The sequence below is a fragment of the Marinobacterium sp. xm-a-127 genome, assembly GCF_013283425.1.
In the GTDB taxonomy this organism is placed as follows: domain Bacteria; phylum Pseudomonadota; class Gammaproteobacteria; order Pseudomonadales; family Balneatricaceae; genus Marinobacterium_E.
Genome location: NZ_WBYH01000001.1, coordinates 578,317 through 593,873, shown reverse-complemented (window position 1 = coordinate 593,873; position 15,557 = coordinate 578,317). Strand labels below are relative to the sequence as shown.

The 15,557-nt window shown below is 48.3% G+C and carries 18 protein-coding genes; 6 read left to right on the top strand and 12 right to left on the bottom strand.

Annotated features, from left to right (window positions below; all coding sequences use genetic code 11):
* Positions 1–19 precede the first annotated feature (19 nt).
* From rng to XMA127_RS02825, 5 genes are read right to left on the bottom strand one after another with little or no spacing between them, the layout of a single operon-like run.
* On the bottom strand, positions 20–1,498 hold the full coding sequence (gene rng, locus XMA127_RS02845; RefSeq protein WP_173495215.1) for a ribonuclease G: 1,479 nt from the start codon (positions 1,496–1,498) through the stop codon (positions 20–22).
* An 11-nt stretch (positions 1,499–1,509) separates the two neighbouring features.
* On the bottom strand, positions 1,510–2,094 hold the full coding sequence (locus XMA127_RS02840; RefSeq protein ID WP_173483325.1) for a nucleoside triphosphate pyrophosphatase: 585 nt from the start codon (positions 2,092–2,094) through the stop codon (positions 1,510–1,512).
* The gene (gene mreD / locus XMA127_RS02835; RefSeq protein WP_173483326.1) at positions 2,094–2,585 is read right to left on the bottom strand and encodes a rod shape-determining protein MreD; all 492 of its coding nucleotides are present in this window, start codon (positions 2,583–2,585) and stop codon (positions 2,094–2,096) included. The genes XMA127_RS02840 and mreD overlap by 1 nt, the downstream gene beginning before the upstream one ends.
* Positions 2,578–3,414, bottom strand: a complete 837-nt coding sequence (gene mreC / locus XMA127_RS02830; RefSeq protein WP_173480504.1) for a rod shape-determining protein MreC — start codon at positions 3,412–3,414, stop codon at positions 2,578–2,580. Before mreC ends, mreD begins: the two co-directional genes overlap by 8 nt.
* A 34-nt stretch (positions 3,415–3,448) precedes the next feature.
* Positions 3,449–4,486, bottom strand: coding sequence for a rod shape-determining protein (locus XMA127_RS02825; RefSeq protein ID WP_173480503.1), 1,038 nt, complete (start codon positions 4,484–4,486; stop codon positions 3,449–3,451).
* Positions 4,487–4,681: 195 nt separating this feature from the next.
* Here XMA127_RS02825 and gatC point away from each other — a divergent pair, with 195 nt between their 5' ends.
* From gatC to XMA127_RS02800, 5 genes are read left to right on the top strand one after another with little or no spacing between them, the layout of a single operon-like run.
* A complete protein-coding gene (gene gatC, locus XMA127_RS02820; RefSeq protein ID WP_173480502.1) occupies positions 4,682–4,969 on the top strand; it encodes an Asp-tRNA(Asn)/Glu-tRNA(Gln) amidotransferase subunit GatC in 288 nt (95 codons plus the stop codon).
* Positions 4,970–4,988: 19 nt separating this feature from the next.
* Positions 4,989–6,440, top strand: a complete 1,452-nt coding sequence (gene gatA, locus XMA127_RS02815) for an Asp-tRNA(Asn)/Glu-tRNA(Gln) amidotransferase subunit GatA (protein WP_173480501.1) — start codon at positions 4,989–4,991, stop codon at positions 6,438–6,440.
* 10 nt (positions 6,441–6,450) lie between these two features.
* A complete protein-coding gene (gene gatB, locus XMA127_RS02810; RefSeq protein ID WP_173483327.1) occupies positions 6,451–7,902 on the top strand; it encodes an Asp-tRNA(Asn)/Glu-tRNA(Gln) amidotransferase subunit GatB in 1,452 nt (483 codons plus the stop codon).
* A gap of 12 nt (positions 7,903–7,914) precedes the next feature.
* The gene (locus tag XMA127_RS02805; RefSeq protein WP_173480499.1) at positions 7,915–9,285 is read left to right on the top strand and encodes an FAD-binding oxidoreductase; all 1,371 of its coding nucleotides are present in this window, start codon (positions 7,915–7,917) and stop codon (positions 9,283–9,285) included.
* A complete protein-coding gene (locus tag XMA127_RS02800; RefSeq protein ID WP_173480498.1) occupies positions 9,285–9,464 on the top strand; it encodes an oxidoreductase-like domain-containing protein in 180 nt (59 codons plus the stop codon). The genes XMA127_RS02805 and XMA127_RS02800 overlap by 1 nt, the downstream gene beginning before the upstream one ends.
* On the opposite strand, the gene XMA127_RS02795 is transcribed toward XMA127_RS02800, so the two are convergent.
* Complete coding sequence (locus XMA127_RS02795) at positions 9,433–10,116, bottom strand: DUF3108 domain-containing protein (RefSeq protein ID WP_173498892.1); 684 nt, start codon at positions 10,114–10,116, stop codon at positions 9,433–9,435. The two genes, XMA127_RS02800 and XMA127_RS02795, sit on opposite strands and share 32 nt — an antisense overlap.
* 209 nt (positions 10,117–10,325) lie before the next feature.
* Positions 10,326–10,748 (bottom strand): cold-shock protein, encoded by a 423-nt coding sequence (locus XMA127_RS11990; RefSeq protein WP_371731415.1) that lies wholly within the window; start codon positions 10,746–10,748, stop codon positions 10,326–10,328.
* A 176-nt stretch (positions 10,749–10,924) separates the two neighbouring features.
* Between XMA127_RS11990 and XMA127_RS02785 the strand changes: the two genes are divergently transcribed.
* Complete coding sequence (locus XMA127_RS02785) at positions 10,925–11,134, top strand: SlyX family protein (RefSeq protein WP_173480496.1); 210 nt, start codon at positions 10,925–10,927, stop codon at positions 11,132–11,134.
* A gap of 24 nt (positions 11,135–11,158) precedes the next feature.
* On the opposite strand, the gene XMA127_RS02780 is transcribed toward XMA127_RS02785, so the two are convergent.
* Genes XMA127_RS02780 through mpl form a run of 5 tightly spaced genes read right to left on the bottom strand, consistent with a single transcriptional unit; the run spans position 11,159 to position 15,440 of the window.
* On the bottom strand, positions 11,159–11,935 hold the full coding sequence (locus XMA127_RS02780; protein WP_173480495.1) for a class I SAM-dependent methyltransferase: 777 nt from the start codon (positions 11,933–11,935) through the stop codon (positions 11,159–11,161).
* On the bottom strand, positions 11,935–12,747 hold the full coding sequence (locus XMA127_RS02775; protein WP_173480494.1) for an undecaprenyl-diphosphate phosphatase: 813 nt from the start codon (positions 12,745–12,747) through the stop codon (positions 11,935–11,937). Before XMA127_RS02775 ends, XMA127_RS02780 begins: the two co-directional genes overlap by 1 nt.
* Positions 12,744–13,433 (bottom strand): tRNA (adenosine(37)-N6)-threonylcarbamoyltransferase complex dimerization subunit type 1 TsaB, encoded by a 690-nt coding sequence (tsaB, locus tag XMA127_RS02770; RefSeq protein ID WP_173480493.1) that lies wholly within the window; start codon positions 13,431–13,433, stop codon positions 12,744–12,746. Before tsaB ends, XMA127_RS02775 begins: the two co-directional genes overlap by 4 nt.
* Positions 13,434–13,443: 10 nt before the next feature.
* Positions 13,444–14,064, bottom strand: coding sequence for a flavin prenyltransferase UbiX (locus XMA127_RS02765; RefSeq protein ID WP_173480492.1), 621 nt, complete (start codon positions 14,062–14,064; stop codon positions 13,444–13,446).
* Between the two features lie 8 nt (positions 14,065–14,072).
* Positions 14,073–15,440, bottom strand: a complete 1,368-nt coding sequence (gene mpl / locus XMA127_RS02760) for a UDP-N-acetylmuramate:L-alanyl-gamma-D-glutamyl-meso-diaminopimelate ligase (protein WP_173480491.1) — start codon at positions 15,438–15,440, stop codon at positions 14,073–14,075.
* Positions 15,441–15,557 lie beyond the last annotated feature (117 nt).

The following is a 15,557-nucleotide window of genomic DNA, read 5'->3' as shown; positions in this document are numbered from 1 at the left end:
CCGAACCATGAATTCCCCGCTACCTCAGAACCACATCAAAGTGTTCTGGGTTGTAGTGAGTGTCGCTCTGGAAGCGAATCGTTTTCCCAATAAACGACTCCAGTTCAGCGACATGGTCTGATGCATCATCCAGCAAGTAATCAACCACGGCTTTAGCCGCAATGACCAAATAGGAGTCGGTATCGTAGGCCCTATGTTGACGCAAGATCTCTCGAAAGATTTGATAGCACACCGTCTCAGGCGTGCGAATCATGCCTCTACCTGAACAGGTCTCACAGGTTTCACACAGAACCTGCTCTAAACTCTCACGAGTACGTTTACGCGTCATTTCAACCAGCCCCAATTCGGATACGCCAGTCACTTTGCATTTAGCGTGGTCTTTATCTAGCTGTCGCTGAAGAGTTCGCAAAACTTGACGCTGGTGTTCTGGGTCTTCCATATCGATAAAATCGATAATAATAATGCCACCCAAATTACGAAGCCTCAGTTGGCGACCAATCGCTGTCGCAGCCTCCAAATTAGTTTTAAAAATCGTCTCTTCCAAATTGCGATGGCCTACAAAAGCGCCGGTATTGATATCAATCGTAGTCATCGCTTCGGTTTGGTCAAAGATGAGGTAGCCACCTGACTTAAGCTCAACCTTGCGGCCCAGTGCCTTCTCAATCTCCTCTTCAACGTTAAAGAGGTCAAAAATGGGACGTTCGCCTGGGTAGTATTCCAGCTTTGATTCAATTTCAGGGACTAGTGTTCGAGCGAAACTTTGTGCACGCTGAAAGGTCTCTTTAGAATCAATTCTGATACGTTCAATCTCAGAATGAGTCATGTCTCTGAGTGCTCGCATATTTAGCGGCAGGTCCTCATAGACGGTTGCCGGCGCTTTCGCCCCTTTGACTCGGTTCTGAATACTCTCCCACAAGCGATGTAAGAAACTGATATCGGCTTTTAATTCCAATTCTGTCACGCCTTCAGCCACAGTTCTCAGAATGTAACCATACTCAGGCTCAGCTGTATCATCGTCAGGGTGGATCAACTCAGATCTGAGAATCTGCTTTAAGCGATCTCGTTCCTCTTCATCCTCAATTCGTTGAGAGACCCCAATATGAGAGGCATCGGGCATTAAGACCAGATAGCGTGATGGCAGAGATATATGAGTCGTCAATCGGGCCCCTTTACTGCCAATAGGGTCTTTAGTGACTTGTACTAGCAACGATTCGCCTTCACGCAACACCTGAGCAATGGAGAGAGCAGCACGCTCATCCGGTGTCAGAGATTGATCAACGACTTCATCAACGTGTATGAAAGCAGCTCGCTCAAGTCCCACATCGACAAATGCAGCCTGCATGCCTGGAAGTACTCGTACCACTCGTCCTAAATAGATATTGCCTAAAATCCCGCGACGTTTTGCACGCTCAACATAGATCTCTTGCGGCATGCCATTTTCAATGACTGCGACTCGAGTCTCCATCGGTGTGAAGTTAATCAGTATCTCTTCACCCAAAACCTTACTCCTTACTCAACAGACCCTTGGGTCCACGCTGAGAATCCAAATTTTTCTAAAATCTTTCCAGTTTCAGCGATCGGCAAACCCACGACTGCGCTGTAACTTCCCTTAATCTCTTTGACAAACAGTGCACCCATGCCCTGAATGCCATAGCCACCCGCTTTATCCTGAGGTTCTCCGCTGAGCCAATAGCGCTCCATCTCTCTCTTATTTACAGGATAGAAGCTGACCTGAGTAATCACCACTTCGCTGCGAGTCTGTTGACCATCAGAAATAGCCACTGCGGTCATAACCTGATGTTGGGCACCCGACAGGCGTTTAAACATAGTAAAGAAGTGATCAGGACTTTCAGGCTTCCCTAATATCTGATTATCGATCACTACACTGGTATCGGACCCTATTACCAGAGCCCCTGGGTAGTGTTGTGCAACGGCTTCGGCTTTATTACGTGCCAGGCGGTTTACATAATCCTCAGGTGTTTCCTCGCTCAACGGTGTCTCATCGATATGAGCCGGATGCACTTCTGGAGAGATCCCTATCTGTTTTAATAACTCCAGTCGTCTAGGTGACTGAGAGGCCAAAACCACGTTCATTAGTTCAAATCCAAGGATCGTGCCAAGCGACGCAAAGTCATAAACACGAATGGCCAGAGAAGCGCACTGGTCAAAGCCGGCAAAAGAAACAGCAGTGTATCAGCAGAATTTCCAACCAGACCTTGCATCCAATAGTAGATCAATTGATTCAGCCCCACCAACAGCAGCAACACAAAGGACTGCTGAAGCATTGGAAACACTCTTAACCGACTGTGCAGTAACTGTGTAATGAAGGCAATCAGAGTCAGAGATAGAGCACCTAAACCGAGCACTGAGCCTCGCATTAAATCCAGTAATAGCCCAATAAAAAACGCATAGACTAAGCCAACACGATTGGGGGCCCAAATAAGCCAAAAGAAAAGAACCAACAGAACGAAGTCTGGCCGGAACCACTGCAGAGAGCTGTCCAAAGGAAATTGACTCAGCGTTATTGCTAGCAGAAAAGTAGCCAGTGTGACAAAAAAGCCACCACCAGAGGCTTGATCACTCACTCTCCAACCTCTTTAATCCATTCACCTGCTGAACCAAAAGCAGATAGCGGCTCTTATCAAGCGTTGCCGTTGGCCTTGCTCTGACCACTGCAAAGGAGCGACCAGGCTCCTGTCTAAATTCGGTTATCTCAGCGACGGGGTAACCCATTGGAAAGACGCCGCCCAACCCAGAGGTAACAAGTAGGTCACCAATACGAATATCTTCAGTATTGGGGATGTGGTCCAGTTTGAGCTCAGTAGTGGATCCACTACCGAGCGCAAGGGTACGGAAACCCGTACGTAAGAGTTGAACAGGAACAGAGGATCTAGAGTCAGTCACCAACATGACTCGACTGGTGACGGGCGCAAGATCAACGACAAGACCCATGATACCGCCGGAGTCCAGTGCAGGTTGCCCAATAACAACTCCATCCTGTTCACCGCGGTTAATCAATATTTCATGCTGAAAAGGGTCAGAGCTAACGCCTATCAACTCTGCCATCTGAACCTCTTCCTCCACCTTTTGGCGAGCATTCAGCAAAGTTCTTAAACGGCGATTTTCACTGGCAAGAGTCGCGTTTTGTAGCACTTTTTGTTCTAGCAGAATGGCTTCTGTTCGCAACTCATCATTCTCTGCAATCAGTGTGGCTCGACTGACCACCACATCTGAAACGCCACCTGCCATTTTGACTGGCAAATCCACCAACCACTGCAAGGGGGTAGCAACAAGGTTTAGATAGGCTTTGCCTTCACGAAATTTATTGGAGGTAAGATCGAGCGCAACGATAGAGAGCGCTACGATTATGAGAAGAGTAAACAGCAAACGCGACGGACCACTTTTAAAGATCATGACTTTAAACCCTTCGCGTTGCCGTTATTAAAGATCAGTCACGTGACAGTAACTCAAAACCTTGTTTATCCAGTATCTCAAGTGCTTTACCGCCACCACGAGCCACACAGGTCAATGGATCTTCTGCCACAATCACTGGAAGGCCGGTCTCTTCCGTCAGAAGGCGATCAAGATTTCTTAGCAGTGCACCACCGCCTGTCAAAACAATACCGTGCTCAGCAACGTCCGCTGCCAATTCAGGTGGACACTGTTCTAGTGCACCTTTAACGGCTTGAACAATCGACTGGAGAGGCTCTTGAAGGGCTTCAAGAATCTCGTTCGAGTTAAGCGTGAACATACGTGGGATACCTTCAGCAAGGTTCCGACCACGCACATCAATCTCTAGCACTTCAGGTGCTGGGTAGGCTGTACCTATCTCTTGTTTGATTCGCTCGGCTGTCGCTTCACCAATCAAGCTTCCATAATTCCGACGAACGTAAGTAACAATCGCCTCGTCAAATCGGTCACCGCCGACACGAACAGATTCAGAGTAGACGATACCGCTCAACGAGATCACCGCAATCTCCGTGGTACCGCCACCGATATCGACAACCATCGAACCAGTTGCCTCATCAACTGGGAGACCAGCACCGATCGCAGCCGCCATTGGCTCTTCGATTAGGTAGACCTCTCGAGCACCTGCACCTACTGCAGACTCTTTGATTGCTCGACGCTCAACCTGAGTTGACTTACAAGGTACACAAATCAGAACGCGAGGCGATGGACGAAGGAAACTGTTGTTGTGAACTTTACTGATGAAGTACTGAAGCATCTTTTCAGTCACGTGGAAATCAGCAATGACACCATCTTTCAATGGACGAATAGCGGTAATATTGCCTGGCGTTCTACCCAACATTCTTTTTGCATCGGTACCGACAGCCGCTACGGTCTTCTGGTTGCCTTGCTGGCGGATAGCCACTACAGATGGCTCATCTAGCACGATCTCACTATCTCGAAGATAGATCAGCGTATTGGCAGTTCCCAGGTCGATGGAAAGGTCGCTAGAAAAGAGACCACGAATCTTTTTAAACATTGGATTTAAAACCTTATAAGCGATGACTTTAGAAGCCAATTCATTAATCAAAGAATGTTAGCAACGACGGGGATTTTGGGCAAGGCGCAAATGTGATAGATTACGCGCCATCACAATGTTTTTACGAAACTATTTTCCACTTCTTACAGCCGCAAAATAGTTTCAATCACACCATTTAAAGAAAGAAGGTTAAGCATGTCCATCGATCGCTCCGATGTTGAACGTATTGCCCATCTTGCCCGTTTAGAGTTGAACGAGCAGGATATCCCGGCCTACACCGAAAACCTAAGCAGCATTTTAAATCTTATTGATGAGATGCAGCAGATTAATACAGACGGTGTGGAGCCATTGGCACACCCACTGGATGCAGTCCAACGCTTGCGTGCTGATGAAGTTACCGAGCTGAATCAACGAGATAAACTTCAAGCGGTTGCACCAGCTGTTGAAGAGGGGCTTTTCCTTGTCCCTAAAGTCATTGAGTAACAGGATTCGGATTAGAGATATGTTTGAAAAAACACTGAGCGAACTGGCTCAAGACCTTCGCAATGGCACTGTGAGCAGTGTTGAGCTTACCCAAGCGTTTATCGATCGCATCAACCGTTGTGACAGCGAGTACAACTCGTTCATCACCACCACCCCTGAACTGGCTCTGCAGCAAGCAAAAGCAGCTGATGAGAGTATTGCAGCGGGCACAGCGGGCACCTTCACAGGACTTCCGATCGCGCACAAAGATCTGTTTTGCACCGAGGGGGTCAAAACCAGTTGTGGCTCCAAAATGTTGGATAACTTTGAGTCCCCCTATGACGCTACCGTAGTAGCAAAGTTTAAGTCAGCGGGCGCCGTTATGTTGGGTAAAACCAATATGGATGAGTTTGCGATGGGATCAACCAACGAGAGCTCTTTCTATGGTGCTTGTAAAAATCCTTGGGATACAAGCCGTGTACCAGGAGGCTCTTCAGGTGGTTCTGCTGCTGCAATCGCAGCACGACTAACACCTGCAGCAACAGGTTCAGATACAGGTGGTTCGATTCGCCAACCGGCAGCGTTCTGTGGCATTACCGGCATCAAGCCAACTTATGGACGCGTCTCTCGTTACGGCATGGTTGCCTACGCCTCTTCGCTTGATCAGGGCGGTCCAATGGCTCGCAGCGCTGAGGATTGCGCTCTGATGCTGAATGTCATGGCGGGACAGGACTCAATGGACTCAACCTCATCGGCACAACCGACCGAGGACTACACCGCGTCACTCAACAACTCGCTTCAAGGCCTAAAAATCGGAGTTCCAAAAGAGTTTATGAGTGCCGATTTAGACAGCGCAATGGCGGCTCAAATTGAGACAGCGATCAAACAGCTTGAATCGCTGGGCGCCACAATCAAAGAGGTTAGCCTTCCGAATACACGCATGTCGATTCCGGCCTACTACATCATTGCTCCGGCGGAGGCATCGTCAAACTTATCACGGTTTGATGGCGTACGTTACGGCTACCGTTGCGAGAACCCACAAGATTTGGAAGACCTCTACAAACGGACTCGTGGCGAAGGCTTTGGCTCTGAAGTTAAACGCCGCATCATGGTTGGAACCTACGCACTCTGTGCCGGCTACTACGATGCCTACTACAACAAAGCTCAACAGATTCGCCGCTTGATCCAACAAGATTTCATGCGCATCTTTGAAGAGGTCGATGTCATTGTTGGGCCGACAACACCAAGCCCTGCGTTTACCATTGGTGAAAAAGTGAATGACCCTGTCGCAATGTACATGGAGGACATCTTCACACTGTCGTTAAACCTGGCTGGTCTTCCCGGTATGTCCGTACCTTGTGGACAGGTAAACGGCTTGCCTGTTGGCCTTCAGTTGATAGGGAACTACTTTGACGAAGCTCGCCTATTGAACGTAGCTCACCAATACCAACAAAATACAGAGTGGCACACCCTGTCACCGGTTACGGCATAAGGAGATCGATATGGAATGGGAAACAGTTATCGGTCTAGAGATCCACGTTCAGCTCGCGACCAATACGAAAATATTTTCAGGTGCTAGCACTGCCTTCGGTGCCGAACCCAATACACAAGCGTGCGCCGTTGATCTGGCATTGCCGGGCACACTGCCGGTATTCAACGATGGCGCACAGAAAATGGCCATCATGTTTGGCTTAGCGATTAATGCCGAAATCGGTAAACGTGCCGTTTTTGAGCGCAAAAATTACTTCTATCCAGATCTTCCCAAGGGTTACCAGACAACCCAACTAGAAGCACCTATTGTTGGCGAAGGTTACGTCGATATTGAAACGGAAGATGGCGAACGTCGTGTTCGTATTCATCACGCTCACCTAGAGGAAGATGCCGGAAAATCCTTACACGAAGATTTTCACGGCCAATCCGGTATCGACCTTAACCGAGCCGGTACACCTCTAGTCGAAATTGTCTCTGAACCCGATATGCGCACCTCTAAAGAGGCCGCTGCTTACGCTCGAAAGATCCATGCGATAGTAACTAATCTGGGCATCTGTGACGGTAACATGGCCGAGGGCTCAATGCGTTGTGACTGTAACGTCTCCATTCGCCCTAAAGGCAGTGACACCCTAGGTACTCGCACCGAGCTGAAGAACATCAACTCGTTCCGCTTCATTGAGCGTGCAATCGACACCGAGGTAGAGCGTCAAATCGACCTAATAGAAGATGGCGGCACAGTAGTACAAGAGACTCGTCTTTACGATCCAGACAAAAACGAGACTCGAAGCATGCGCTCGAAAGAGGATGCTAACGACTACCGTTACTTCCCTTGCCCAGATCTACTTCCTGTCGTGGTCGATGATGCCTATGTAGAAGCCATTCGTCTAACGCTTCCAGAACTGCCGGACGCACGAAAAGAGCGTTTCATCAGTGAACTGGCTCTATCTGAATACGACGCTGGTGTTCTGTCAGCTTATCGCAACCAAGCGGACTACTTTGAGTCAGTGGTTGAGTGTTGTGGTGATGCCAAACTGGCTGCCAACTGGGTGATGGGAGAGTTGGCCAAAAACTTAAACGCAGCCGATCTGAGCATTGATAACAGCCCCGTTAGCGCAGAGCAGTTAGGCGGTCTTCTAGTTCGCATCAAGGACAACACCATCTCTGGCAACATTGCTAAGAAAGTCTTTGAAATCCAATGGAACGAAGGCGGTACAGCTGACGAAGTGATTGAAGCCAAAGGGTTGAAGCAAGTCACCGACACCGGTGCAATAGAGACCATGATCGACGAGGTCATTGCCAATGCAACAGCACAGGTTGAACAGTATAAAGCTGCTGAACCAGAGAAACGGGGCAAAATGCTTGGTTTCTTTATGGGCCAGGTCATGAAAGCATCCGGCGGCAAAGCCAACCCAGGTGCGGTCACCGGCATACTTAAATCTAAACTGGATGCTCTTTGCGACTAACAGGTAAACACTATGTCTGAACTACTGAATGCAATCCACGCCATTGTAGGTGATAAAGGTCTCATCACCGACGAGCGTGTTGCTCAACGACCTAATGAGAGTTGGAGTAAAGGCAGCTGTCCGGCGAAAGCGGTGATTCGACCCGCGTCGACGGAAGAGGTCTCAAAAGTGCTCGCCCTGTGTCACGAGGCAAATCAGACCATCATTCCACAAGCCGGCATGACCGGCTTAGCGGACGCGACCAAAGCGACTGAAGGGGATTTTGTTCTAAGCCTTGAGCGCATGCGTTCCATTGAGCAGTTAGATACCCAAGGTGCCACTGTGCTCGTTCAAGCCGGTGTGGTTGTTGAGGATCTTCAAAATGCAGCAGCCGAGCACGACCTCCTTTTTGCAGTAGATTGGGGTGCTCGGGGTTCAGCACAGGTTGCAGGAATGCTTGCAGCCAACGCCGGTGGCAATAAGGTTATTCGCTACGGTATGGCACGTGATCAAGTTCTCGGTCTAGAGGTGGTGCTAGCCGATGGCACCGTCCTAACCAATCTTAAAGAGACACTGAAAGATAATACCGGATACGACCTAAAACAGCTGTTTGTCGGCTCAGAAGGAACTCTAGGTATTATCACACGCGCCGTTTTGAGACTTTGGCCTTCAGCGCCAGCACGTCAAACCGCACTGGTCGGCGTCGAGAGTTTTGATAACGCACTCTTACTGCTTAACACGCTGAAACAGAAACTCGAAGGTAAGCTCTCGGCATTTGAAGCGATGTGGAACAGTTTCTATAGCTTTATGGTTAACGAAACCGGTAATCATCAAAAGTTTATTGATGACTCCCTACCCTACTACATCCTAGTAGAGTCAGAGTGTGTCGATGACACTCGCGGAAAAGAGCAGTTCATTGAGGTGCTTGGCGAACTTCTAGAACAAGAGGTCATTGTCGATGCTGTGATTGCCGAAAGTCAGCAGCAGTCAGCGGCACTCTGGGCAGTTCGAGATGACATTGAGGCGATGGTTCAAGCCTTCAGTCCTCTGATTCCTTACGATATCAGCCTACCGTTGCGTCATATGGAAGCCTACACAAACGAAGTCAAAGAGGCACTGTCAGAACAGTTCCCTGAATCGACCTGCCTGACCTTTGGGCACCTTGGCGATGGCAACATTCACTTCTGTGTAGGTCCGGTCAGCGATAAAAAAGCGATCGACACGGTAGTCTATAAGATCCTAGAGAAATACAAAGGCTCTGTTTCGGCAGAACACGGCATTGGACTGAGTAAAAAGCCCTATATCCAGCTAAGCCGAAGTGAAGCTGAACTCGCCGTCATGCGCAGTATTAAAGCCGCTCTGGATCCTAAAGGGATTCTTAACCCTGGGAAGATTATTGGCTGATGAGCTCAATAGATTCTCTTCAGGAACCGATTCCACCAGGGGATTACGACTGCTGCGAAAGTGGTTGTGAACCCTGCGTTTGGGATATCTACTATGCAGATAGAGCCGCATGGCAAAAGCAGCAGGCAGCACAAAAATCAGCAGAGACTAAGGAAGATCAATCAACTGAAGGCGATTGATCTTCTCTCCTTCTCGTTGCTCAAATGAGTACAGAAGGTTATTTAATTCAGGAATTAAGCCGACCTTTTCAATTTTATCACCATCGACCCTTTGCCAAGTTTCCAGAACCAAATCCTTATCACGGCTCTTAATTAAAGAGTCCTCACCTTTAACAAAAACAACCTCCGAAACCCCTTTCGACTTCACAAGAGGTATCTTCAGCGTTTCAATAGATTCACCGCAACTAGTCGCTGCTTGAAGCTGAAGGATGAAGGTCAAAGGATCCTGAAAACCCTGCGGAAGCTCCAACTGAGACGCCTTACCTTTTCTATTCACTTCAGCCGTTGTGCCATTGAACTGAATGGTCGTTTTACGTGCCCCAAGCCCCTGCTGTTCAAAGCGGTAATTAATCGGAACGATGCCTTGCTCATCAACAATAAAATGGCTCTCCTCTTCTAGCGAAGCCAGCAGAACAGAGACAGACTGAAGCAATCTGAACTGACCTGAATCTGATTGAGAGAGCGCTCGGGCCCCTTTCGCCCGAATACCATCAATTTCAACACGATACTCAAGAGTCTCGCCGACTCTGGATGCAAAATAATTCTGTATACATTGAGTGTCTGCCGACGCCAAAGAGCTGAGAAACAAAAAGAGTAGAGGGTAGATTTTCATAAAATTTATTCTAACCCACTTAACTGAGTAGAAAATGAATACGCATACCGTCCTGGACATTCACAGCTCATTTCCATCCATGGAATCGCTGTATACCGTCCGTCCTGGACATTCACAGCTCATTTCCATCCATGGAATCGCTGTATACCGTCCGTCCTGGACATAAAAAAGGGTAGCTTGAGCTACCCTTGTGTGAGACATCTTATTCATTACTCACGGATGATAGAGACATCCTCAGCCTGAAGACCTTTATCGCTGTCGTGCACATTAAAACGAACACGTTGGCCTTCGTTTAATGAACGGTGTCCACGGCCACGAATGTTACGGAAATGAACGAAAACATCATCTCCATTGGCACGAGTAATAAAACCGAAACCTTTAGAAACATTGAACCACTTAACAGTACCGACTTCACGACCATCATCGATGTCATCCTCTTCATCCGCACCGTTTACACGACGTGAAGATTGAGATGCTGATGCGGAGCCAGAGCTAGCCACAAGAGTACTGATGAAAACAGCCACAAACGAAACGGCAAGCACTGGTAAGTAGTGCGATTCCGCTTTAAAGAAGTGACCAGCAGCTGCGATAACACAGGCTGCAATTACGCTGATAATGATATTTTTAATCACTGATTAACCACCCATTGGAAATATTTCTTTGTATTTTTTGGAACAAACAAATTAATCTGTACGACATTAAAAAACCCGCACAGAAAGTGAGATATAACGTATTAGTTATATTTTTTCAACAACTTAGGGGTTTACGGCGGATAAATTAACCCAAAGAGTAAGAAGAACACGAAATTATGAGTGAATCGAACAGTCGTTTAGATGATCTGGAGAGTCGAATAGCGTTTCAAGAGGAAGCGATCGATCAACTGAGTGAAATCACCATTCGCCAAGCGAAAGAGCTGGATGAACTGCGACGCATGATTATGATTCTGAACGACCGTGTTAAGAACGCTGATAATAGTGGCTTTTCACCAGCGGCGGATGTGCCACCACCACACTATTAATCGACTCATTTAGCGGTTAACAAACTAACTGCCTAACTTGCGTCTCGCATAGATATCAAAACGCCCAGACTTACCCTCTAATGCATAGCTAGGCTTCGGTCCTTCAATAATAGGCGCCTTTCTTGGTCGCTTCACAACAACCCTTGCTGGGTCATGTTGCAAAGCGGCGTCTAGCAACTCTGCACTGTCCTGATCGGCACCCACAAGCGAGCGAAAGGCTAGCATCTCTTTTTTCACCTGAGCCGACTTATCCGTGTGAGGGAACATCGGATCGAGATAGATCACGTCGTACTGATTAGAGGTCGTTTGAAGGAACTCAACCGCTTGGAGGTGACTTAATGAGAGTCTGGCCAGAATCTCCTGCAACTCTGGATCGGATGAGAACTGAGCTCTGTGCAACCCATCTCTCAACAACGCATGAACTACTGGCACCCGCTCCACCATATCCACACGACAACCTAAGGTCGCCAGCACAAAACTATCACGACCCAGCCCAGCGGTCAGATCGGCTATGTAAGGGGTAAATGCAGAGGATACGCCACAAGCCTTAGCAATCTGTTGCCCTTTACCGCCACCAAAACGACGACGATGAGCCACCGCACCCGATTCAAAGTCTACTCGAATAGGACCGGGCGCTTTAGGGCCAAGCTGGACCAGCGACAGACCATCAAATCCCACCTGAAGTAGATAGTCGAACTCAGAACCTGATTGACCACTTTTTACCAAGGGAAGATTTAAGCCATTGCTAAGCTTTTCGGCTTCCGGAAGCAGTTCATGAGACTCAACGGAAAGACCAATCATCAGCGAGTCAAAGCCCAAACTGCGATCAAAGTAACACCTAGAATCAAACGATAGATTACAAAAGGACGCATGCCGATTTGATCAAGCAGCTTCAGAAACAGATGAATACACGCCCAAGCGCTGAGGGCCGCTACGAGTGCACCAACACCAATCATCTGCCAATGCGCGTCTGCGCCGATATCGATAAGCTCTTTACCCTTCAATAACCCTGCCCCCAGAATAACTGGGATTGAGAGCAAGAATGAGAAACGGGCGGCACTTTGACGGTCAAATCCCAACATAAGCGCTGCTGTAATGGTGATACCCGATCGAGAGGTTCCAGGAATGAGAGCGATGGCCTGAGCTACACCAATCACAATAGCATCCTTAAAGCCGAGCTCTTTCATAATACGCGTCGCCTTATTGGTAGCGTCTGCCCAACCGAGTGCAAGGCCAAATAGAATGGTGGTGCCAGCAATAACCAAAATGGATCGACCATAGGTATCAATCCAGTCGCCCAACAGCAGGCCTGCTATGACAGCTGGGATCGTCGCAAATGCTACAAACCAACCAAGTTTCCCATCATCCGAGGTTCTACCAGCCAGAGTTAATGTTGACGCTGCCACAATCGACACCACTTCGCGCCGAAAATAGATGATGACAGCCGTCAGCGTGCCAACATGAACACCAACATCAAATGCTAATCCCTGATCACTCCAACCAAACAGCTGGGAGGGTAGAATCAAATGTGCAGAACTTGAGATCGGTAGGAATTCAGTTAACCCCTGTATCAGGGCCAATATCAGAGTATGTATCCAATCACTGAGCGTCACTGCTCACTCCTTTTTTTCCAAGTGCCCTCTCGAACATAAACGGGTAAAGCCTCTTCAGGCGGCACTTGATCACCCCTTTCTAGAGCTGACACTGCCATATTGAGCATACTCTCAGCCTGAGGGTACTGATCAGACAACACCCTACCCAAACCGTTTTGAACTAATGAATTCAACTGATCCAAGTAGTTAAGGCCTGGGCCAATTGCTACGCATTGAGAAACCTTTTCAGGCAGAACAACGGCTGAGGGTGCCGTCACCTGCTCCTCAGTCAAAGCAAAGATTGTGCCATTTTCCACCTTATAGACTGCCCAATAGACCTCATCCATTCGGGCATCCAAAGTCGATAGAATAAAGCCAGCCTCTGGGCATAATGCAAGCGCCTGATAAGCCAAGGTCTCAAGGGTCGATAGGGGGATCACAGGAGTATCAAAGGCGACTGCTAGCCCCTGTGTTGCTCCTGTTGCTATACGAATGCCGGCAAATGACCCTGGCCCGCGCCCAAAAGCGATCGCATCAAGCTCTTTTACCGATAGCTTGGCCTCTTCAAGAACACTTTCAACCATCGGCAACAGCAGTTGGGTATGCCCTCTGGGTACCACTTCAAACCGACAAATGCGCTGTTCGCCGTTTAGTAAGGCGACTGAACAGGCATCAGTTGAAGTATCTAGTGCTAGAACCTTCGTCATAATATTACTCTTAAATTAAATCTGAGCCCCAGGATGGCATGATCGATTGATCATAACCGAGCTGACTCAACACCCTTGCGACCACAAAATCGATCATATCTTCGACCGTGGTGGGTTTATGATAGAAACCTGGTGACGCCGGCAGTATGACCGCCCCCATGCGGGTCAACTTCAACATATTCTCAAGATGTATCTCAGAATAGGGAGCCTCTCGCGGCACCAAAATAAGTGATCGACGCTCTTTTAGGGCAACATCCGCAGCACGCTCAATCAGATTATTACTGGCCCCAGTCGCAATGGCTGACAGTGTTCCTGTTGAACAGGGACAGACCACCATCTGACTGGGAGCGCCTGAGCCTGAAGCGACAGGAGCAAACCACTGCTCTTTACCAAAGACTTTAATCTGCTCCGCTTTAGCACCCGTGAAATCAGTAAAAAACTGCTGCTGAGCATCAGGAGTCCCTGGCAAGCTGTGCTCTGTTTCAGCCGCGACAACAACTTGAGCCGCTTTGGAGACCATCACAAAGAGTTGAACGTTCTGCTGAACCAAGCAGTGCATCAAACGCAGTGCGTACTGAACCCCCGAAGCTCCGGTAATGGCTAGGGTTACTCTTGAGTCAAAATCTGCCACGGTTCACCTCAATGTGTCGTCGAAATAAGGAGTTGTTTAATTCGCTCGTGAATGCCTTCGAATCCACCGTTCGACATCACTACGATATGACTGTTGTGTTGTAGCTCTGATTCGAGAGACTCAAGCAGAAGATCAATGCTATTAAATACAGCCTGCCCGTCAAAGCCAGCAATCTGATTCTCTAAAGACCACCCCTGAGAATCCGGTTGATACCAAAAAACAGTATCAGCTTGCGCGGCGGATTCAGCTAACTGGCTCTTAAATACGCCTTGTTTCATGGTATTAGACCTTGGCTCGATGATGGCAATCAACTTCTCATCGTGCACTTTCGCTCTCATACCTTGCAAGGTCGTCGCAATAGCCGTCGGATGGTGAGCAAAATCATCATACAGAGAGACCCCTGAGAACTGACCTAACAGCTCCATGCGGCGCTTCACGCTTTTGAATTGGCTTAATGCCTCCGCACTCACTTCGGGGGTAATGCCAACGTGTCTTGCTGCCAACAGAGCATGCAGTGCATTGCGTTGATTGTGCTCACCGGTCAATTCCCAATCAACCCAGACAGGGGCCGTCTCTTTGACGCAAATTTGAAAACGCTGACCACCAGACTCTTGCTCACCGATTGCAGCACCAGAGTGACCAGGATTCATTGAAGTTGACTCTAACTCACTCCAACACCCCTGCTCTATCACCTGCTCGACTGCCGGAATATCCGAGGGGTAGATCACTCGCCCAGTAGCAGGCACCAAACGCATGAGGTGATGAAACTGCCTCTGAATCGCTGCAAGATCATCAAAGATATCTGCATGATCAAACTCTAAGTTATTAATCACCAGTGTTCTTGGGTTGTAGTGGACAAATTTAGATCGCTTATCAAAAAAAGCGGTATCGTACTCATCTGCCTCGATAACAAAAAAGTCGGTCTCTCCCAAACGAGCTGAGCAGTCAAAATCGAGCGGAACGCCACCAATCAAAAAACCAGGCTTCAACCCAGCGTACTCCAGAATCCATGCCAACATGGTCGCTGTGGTGGTTTTACCGTGAGTACCTGAAACAGCCAATACCCAACGATCCTTGAGCAAGTGATCATGTAACCACTGTGGTCCCGATGTGTGGTGAATCCCTCTCTCAAGCACCGCCTCAACACAAGGATTGCCGCGCGACATCGCGTTACCGACTATCACTAGATCGGGATTGGAGTCCAATTGAGTGGGATCGTAGCCTTGAATAATCTCAATGCCTAAGGTTTCAAGTTGCGTACTCATTGGCGGATAGACGTTCTGATCCGAACCGCTGACACGATAACCTAGCTCTTTGGCCAAAATCGCTAAAGAGCCCATAAAGGTGCCACAAATACCAAGAAAATGAAGATGCAAACCGGTGGTATCCCACAAAAAATTATAAAGATGGGCTTTAATTAACCGAAAAACCCATTTCGCACATGCAATAGCGTACCAACTTGCCTATAATTTTCATCATATTTCACACGACTA

Excerpts from the sequence above, each read along its gene's own strand:
- gatA (WP_173480501.1), top strand. The coding sequence starts at position 4,989 with ATGTTTGAAAAAACACTGAGCGAACTGGCTCAAGACCTTCGCAATGGC.
- tsaB (WP_173480493.1), bottom strand. The coding sequence starts at position 13,433 with ATGACGAAGGTTCTAGCACTAGATACTTCAACTGATGCCTGTTCAGTC.
- XMA127_RS02795 (WP_173498892.1), bottom strand. The coding sequence starts at position 10,116 with ATGAAAATCTACCCTCTACTCTTTTTGTTTCTCAGCTCTTTGGCGTCG.
- gatC (WP_173480502.1), top strand. The coding sequence starts at position 4,682 with ATGTCCATCGATCGCTCCGATGTTGAACGTATTGCCCATCTTGCCCGT.
- XMA127_RS02840 (WP_173483325.1), bottom strand. The coding sequence starts at position 2,094 with ATGAACGTGGTTTTGGCCTCTCAGTCACCTAGACGACTGGAGTTATTA.
- XMA127_RS02805 (WP_173480499.1), top strand. The coding sequence starts at position 7,915 with ATGTCTGAACTACTGAATGCAATCCACGCCATTGTAGGTGATAAAGGT.
- gatB (WP_173483327.1), top strand. The coding sequence starts at position 6,451 with ATGGAATGGGAAACAGTTATCGGTCTAGAGATCCACGTTCAGCTCGCG.
- XMA127_RS02825 (WP_173480503.1), bottom strand. The coding sequence starts at position 4,486 with ATGTTTAAAAAGATTCGTGGTCTCTTTTCTAGCGACCTTTCCATCGAC.
- mreC (WP_173480504.1), bottom strand. The coding sequence starts at position 3,414 with ATGATCTTTAAAAGTGGTCCGTCGCGTTTGCTGTTTACTCTTCTCATA.
- XMA127_RS02780 (WP_173480495.1), bottom strand. The coding sequence starts at position 11,935 with ATGATTGGTCTTTCCGTTGAGTCTCATGAACTGCTTCCGGAAGCCGAA.
- XMA127_RS02785 (WP_173480496.1), top strand. The coding sequence starts at position 10,925 with ATGAGTGAATCGAACAGTCGTTTAGATGATCTGGAGAGTCGAATAGCG.
- XMA127_RS02800 (WP_173480498.1), top strand. The coding sequence starts at position 9,285 with ATGAGCTCAATAGATTCTCTTCAGGAACCGATTCCACCAGGGGATTAC.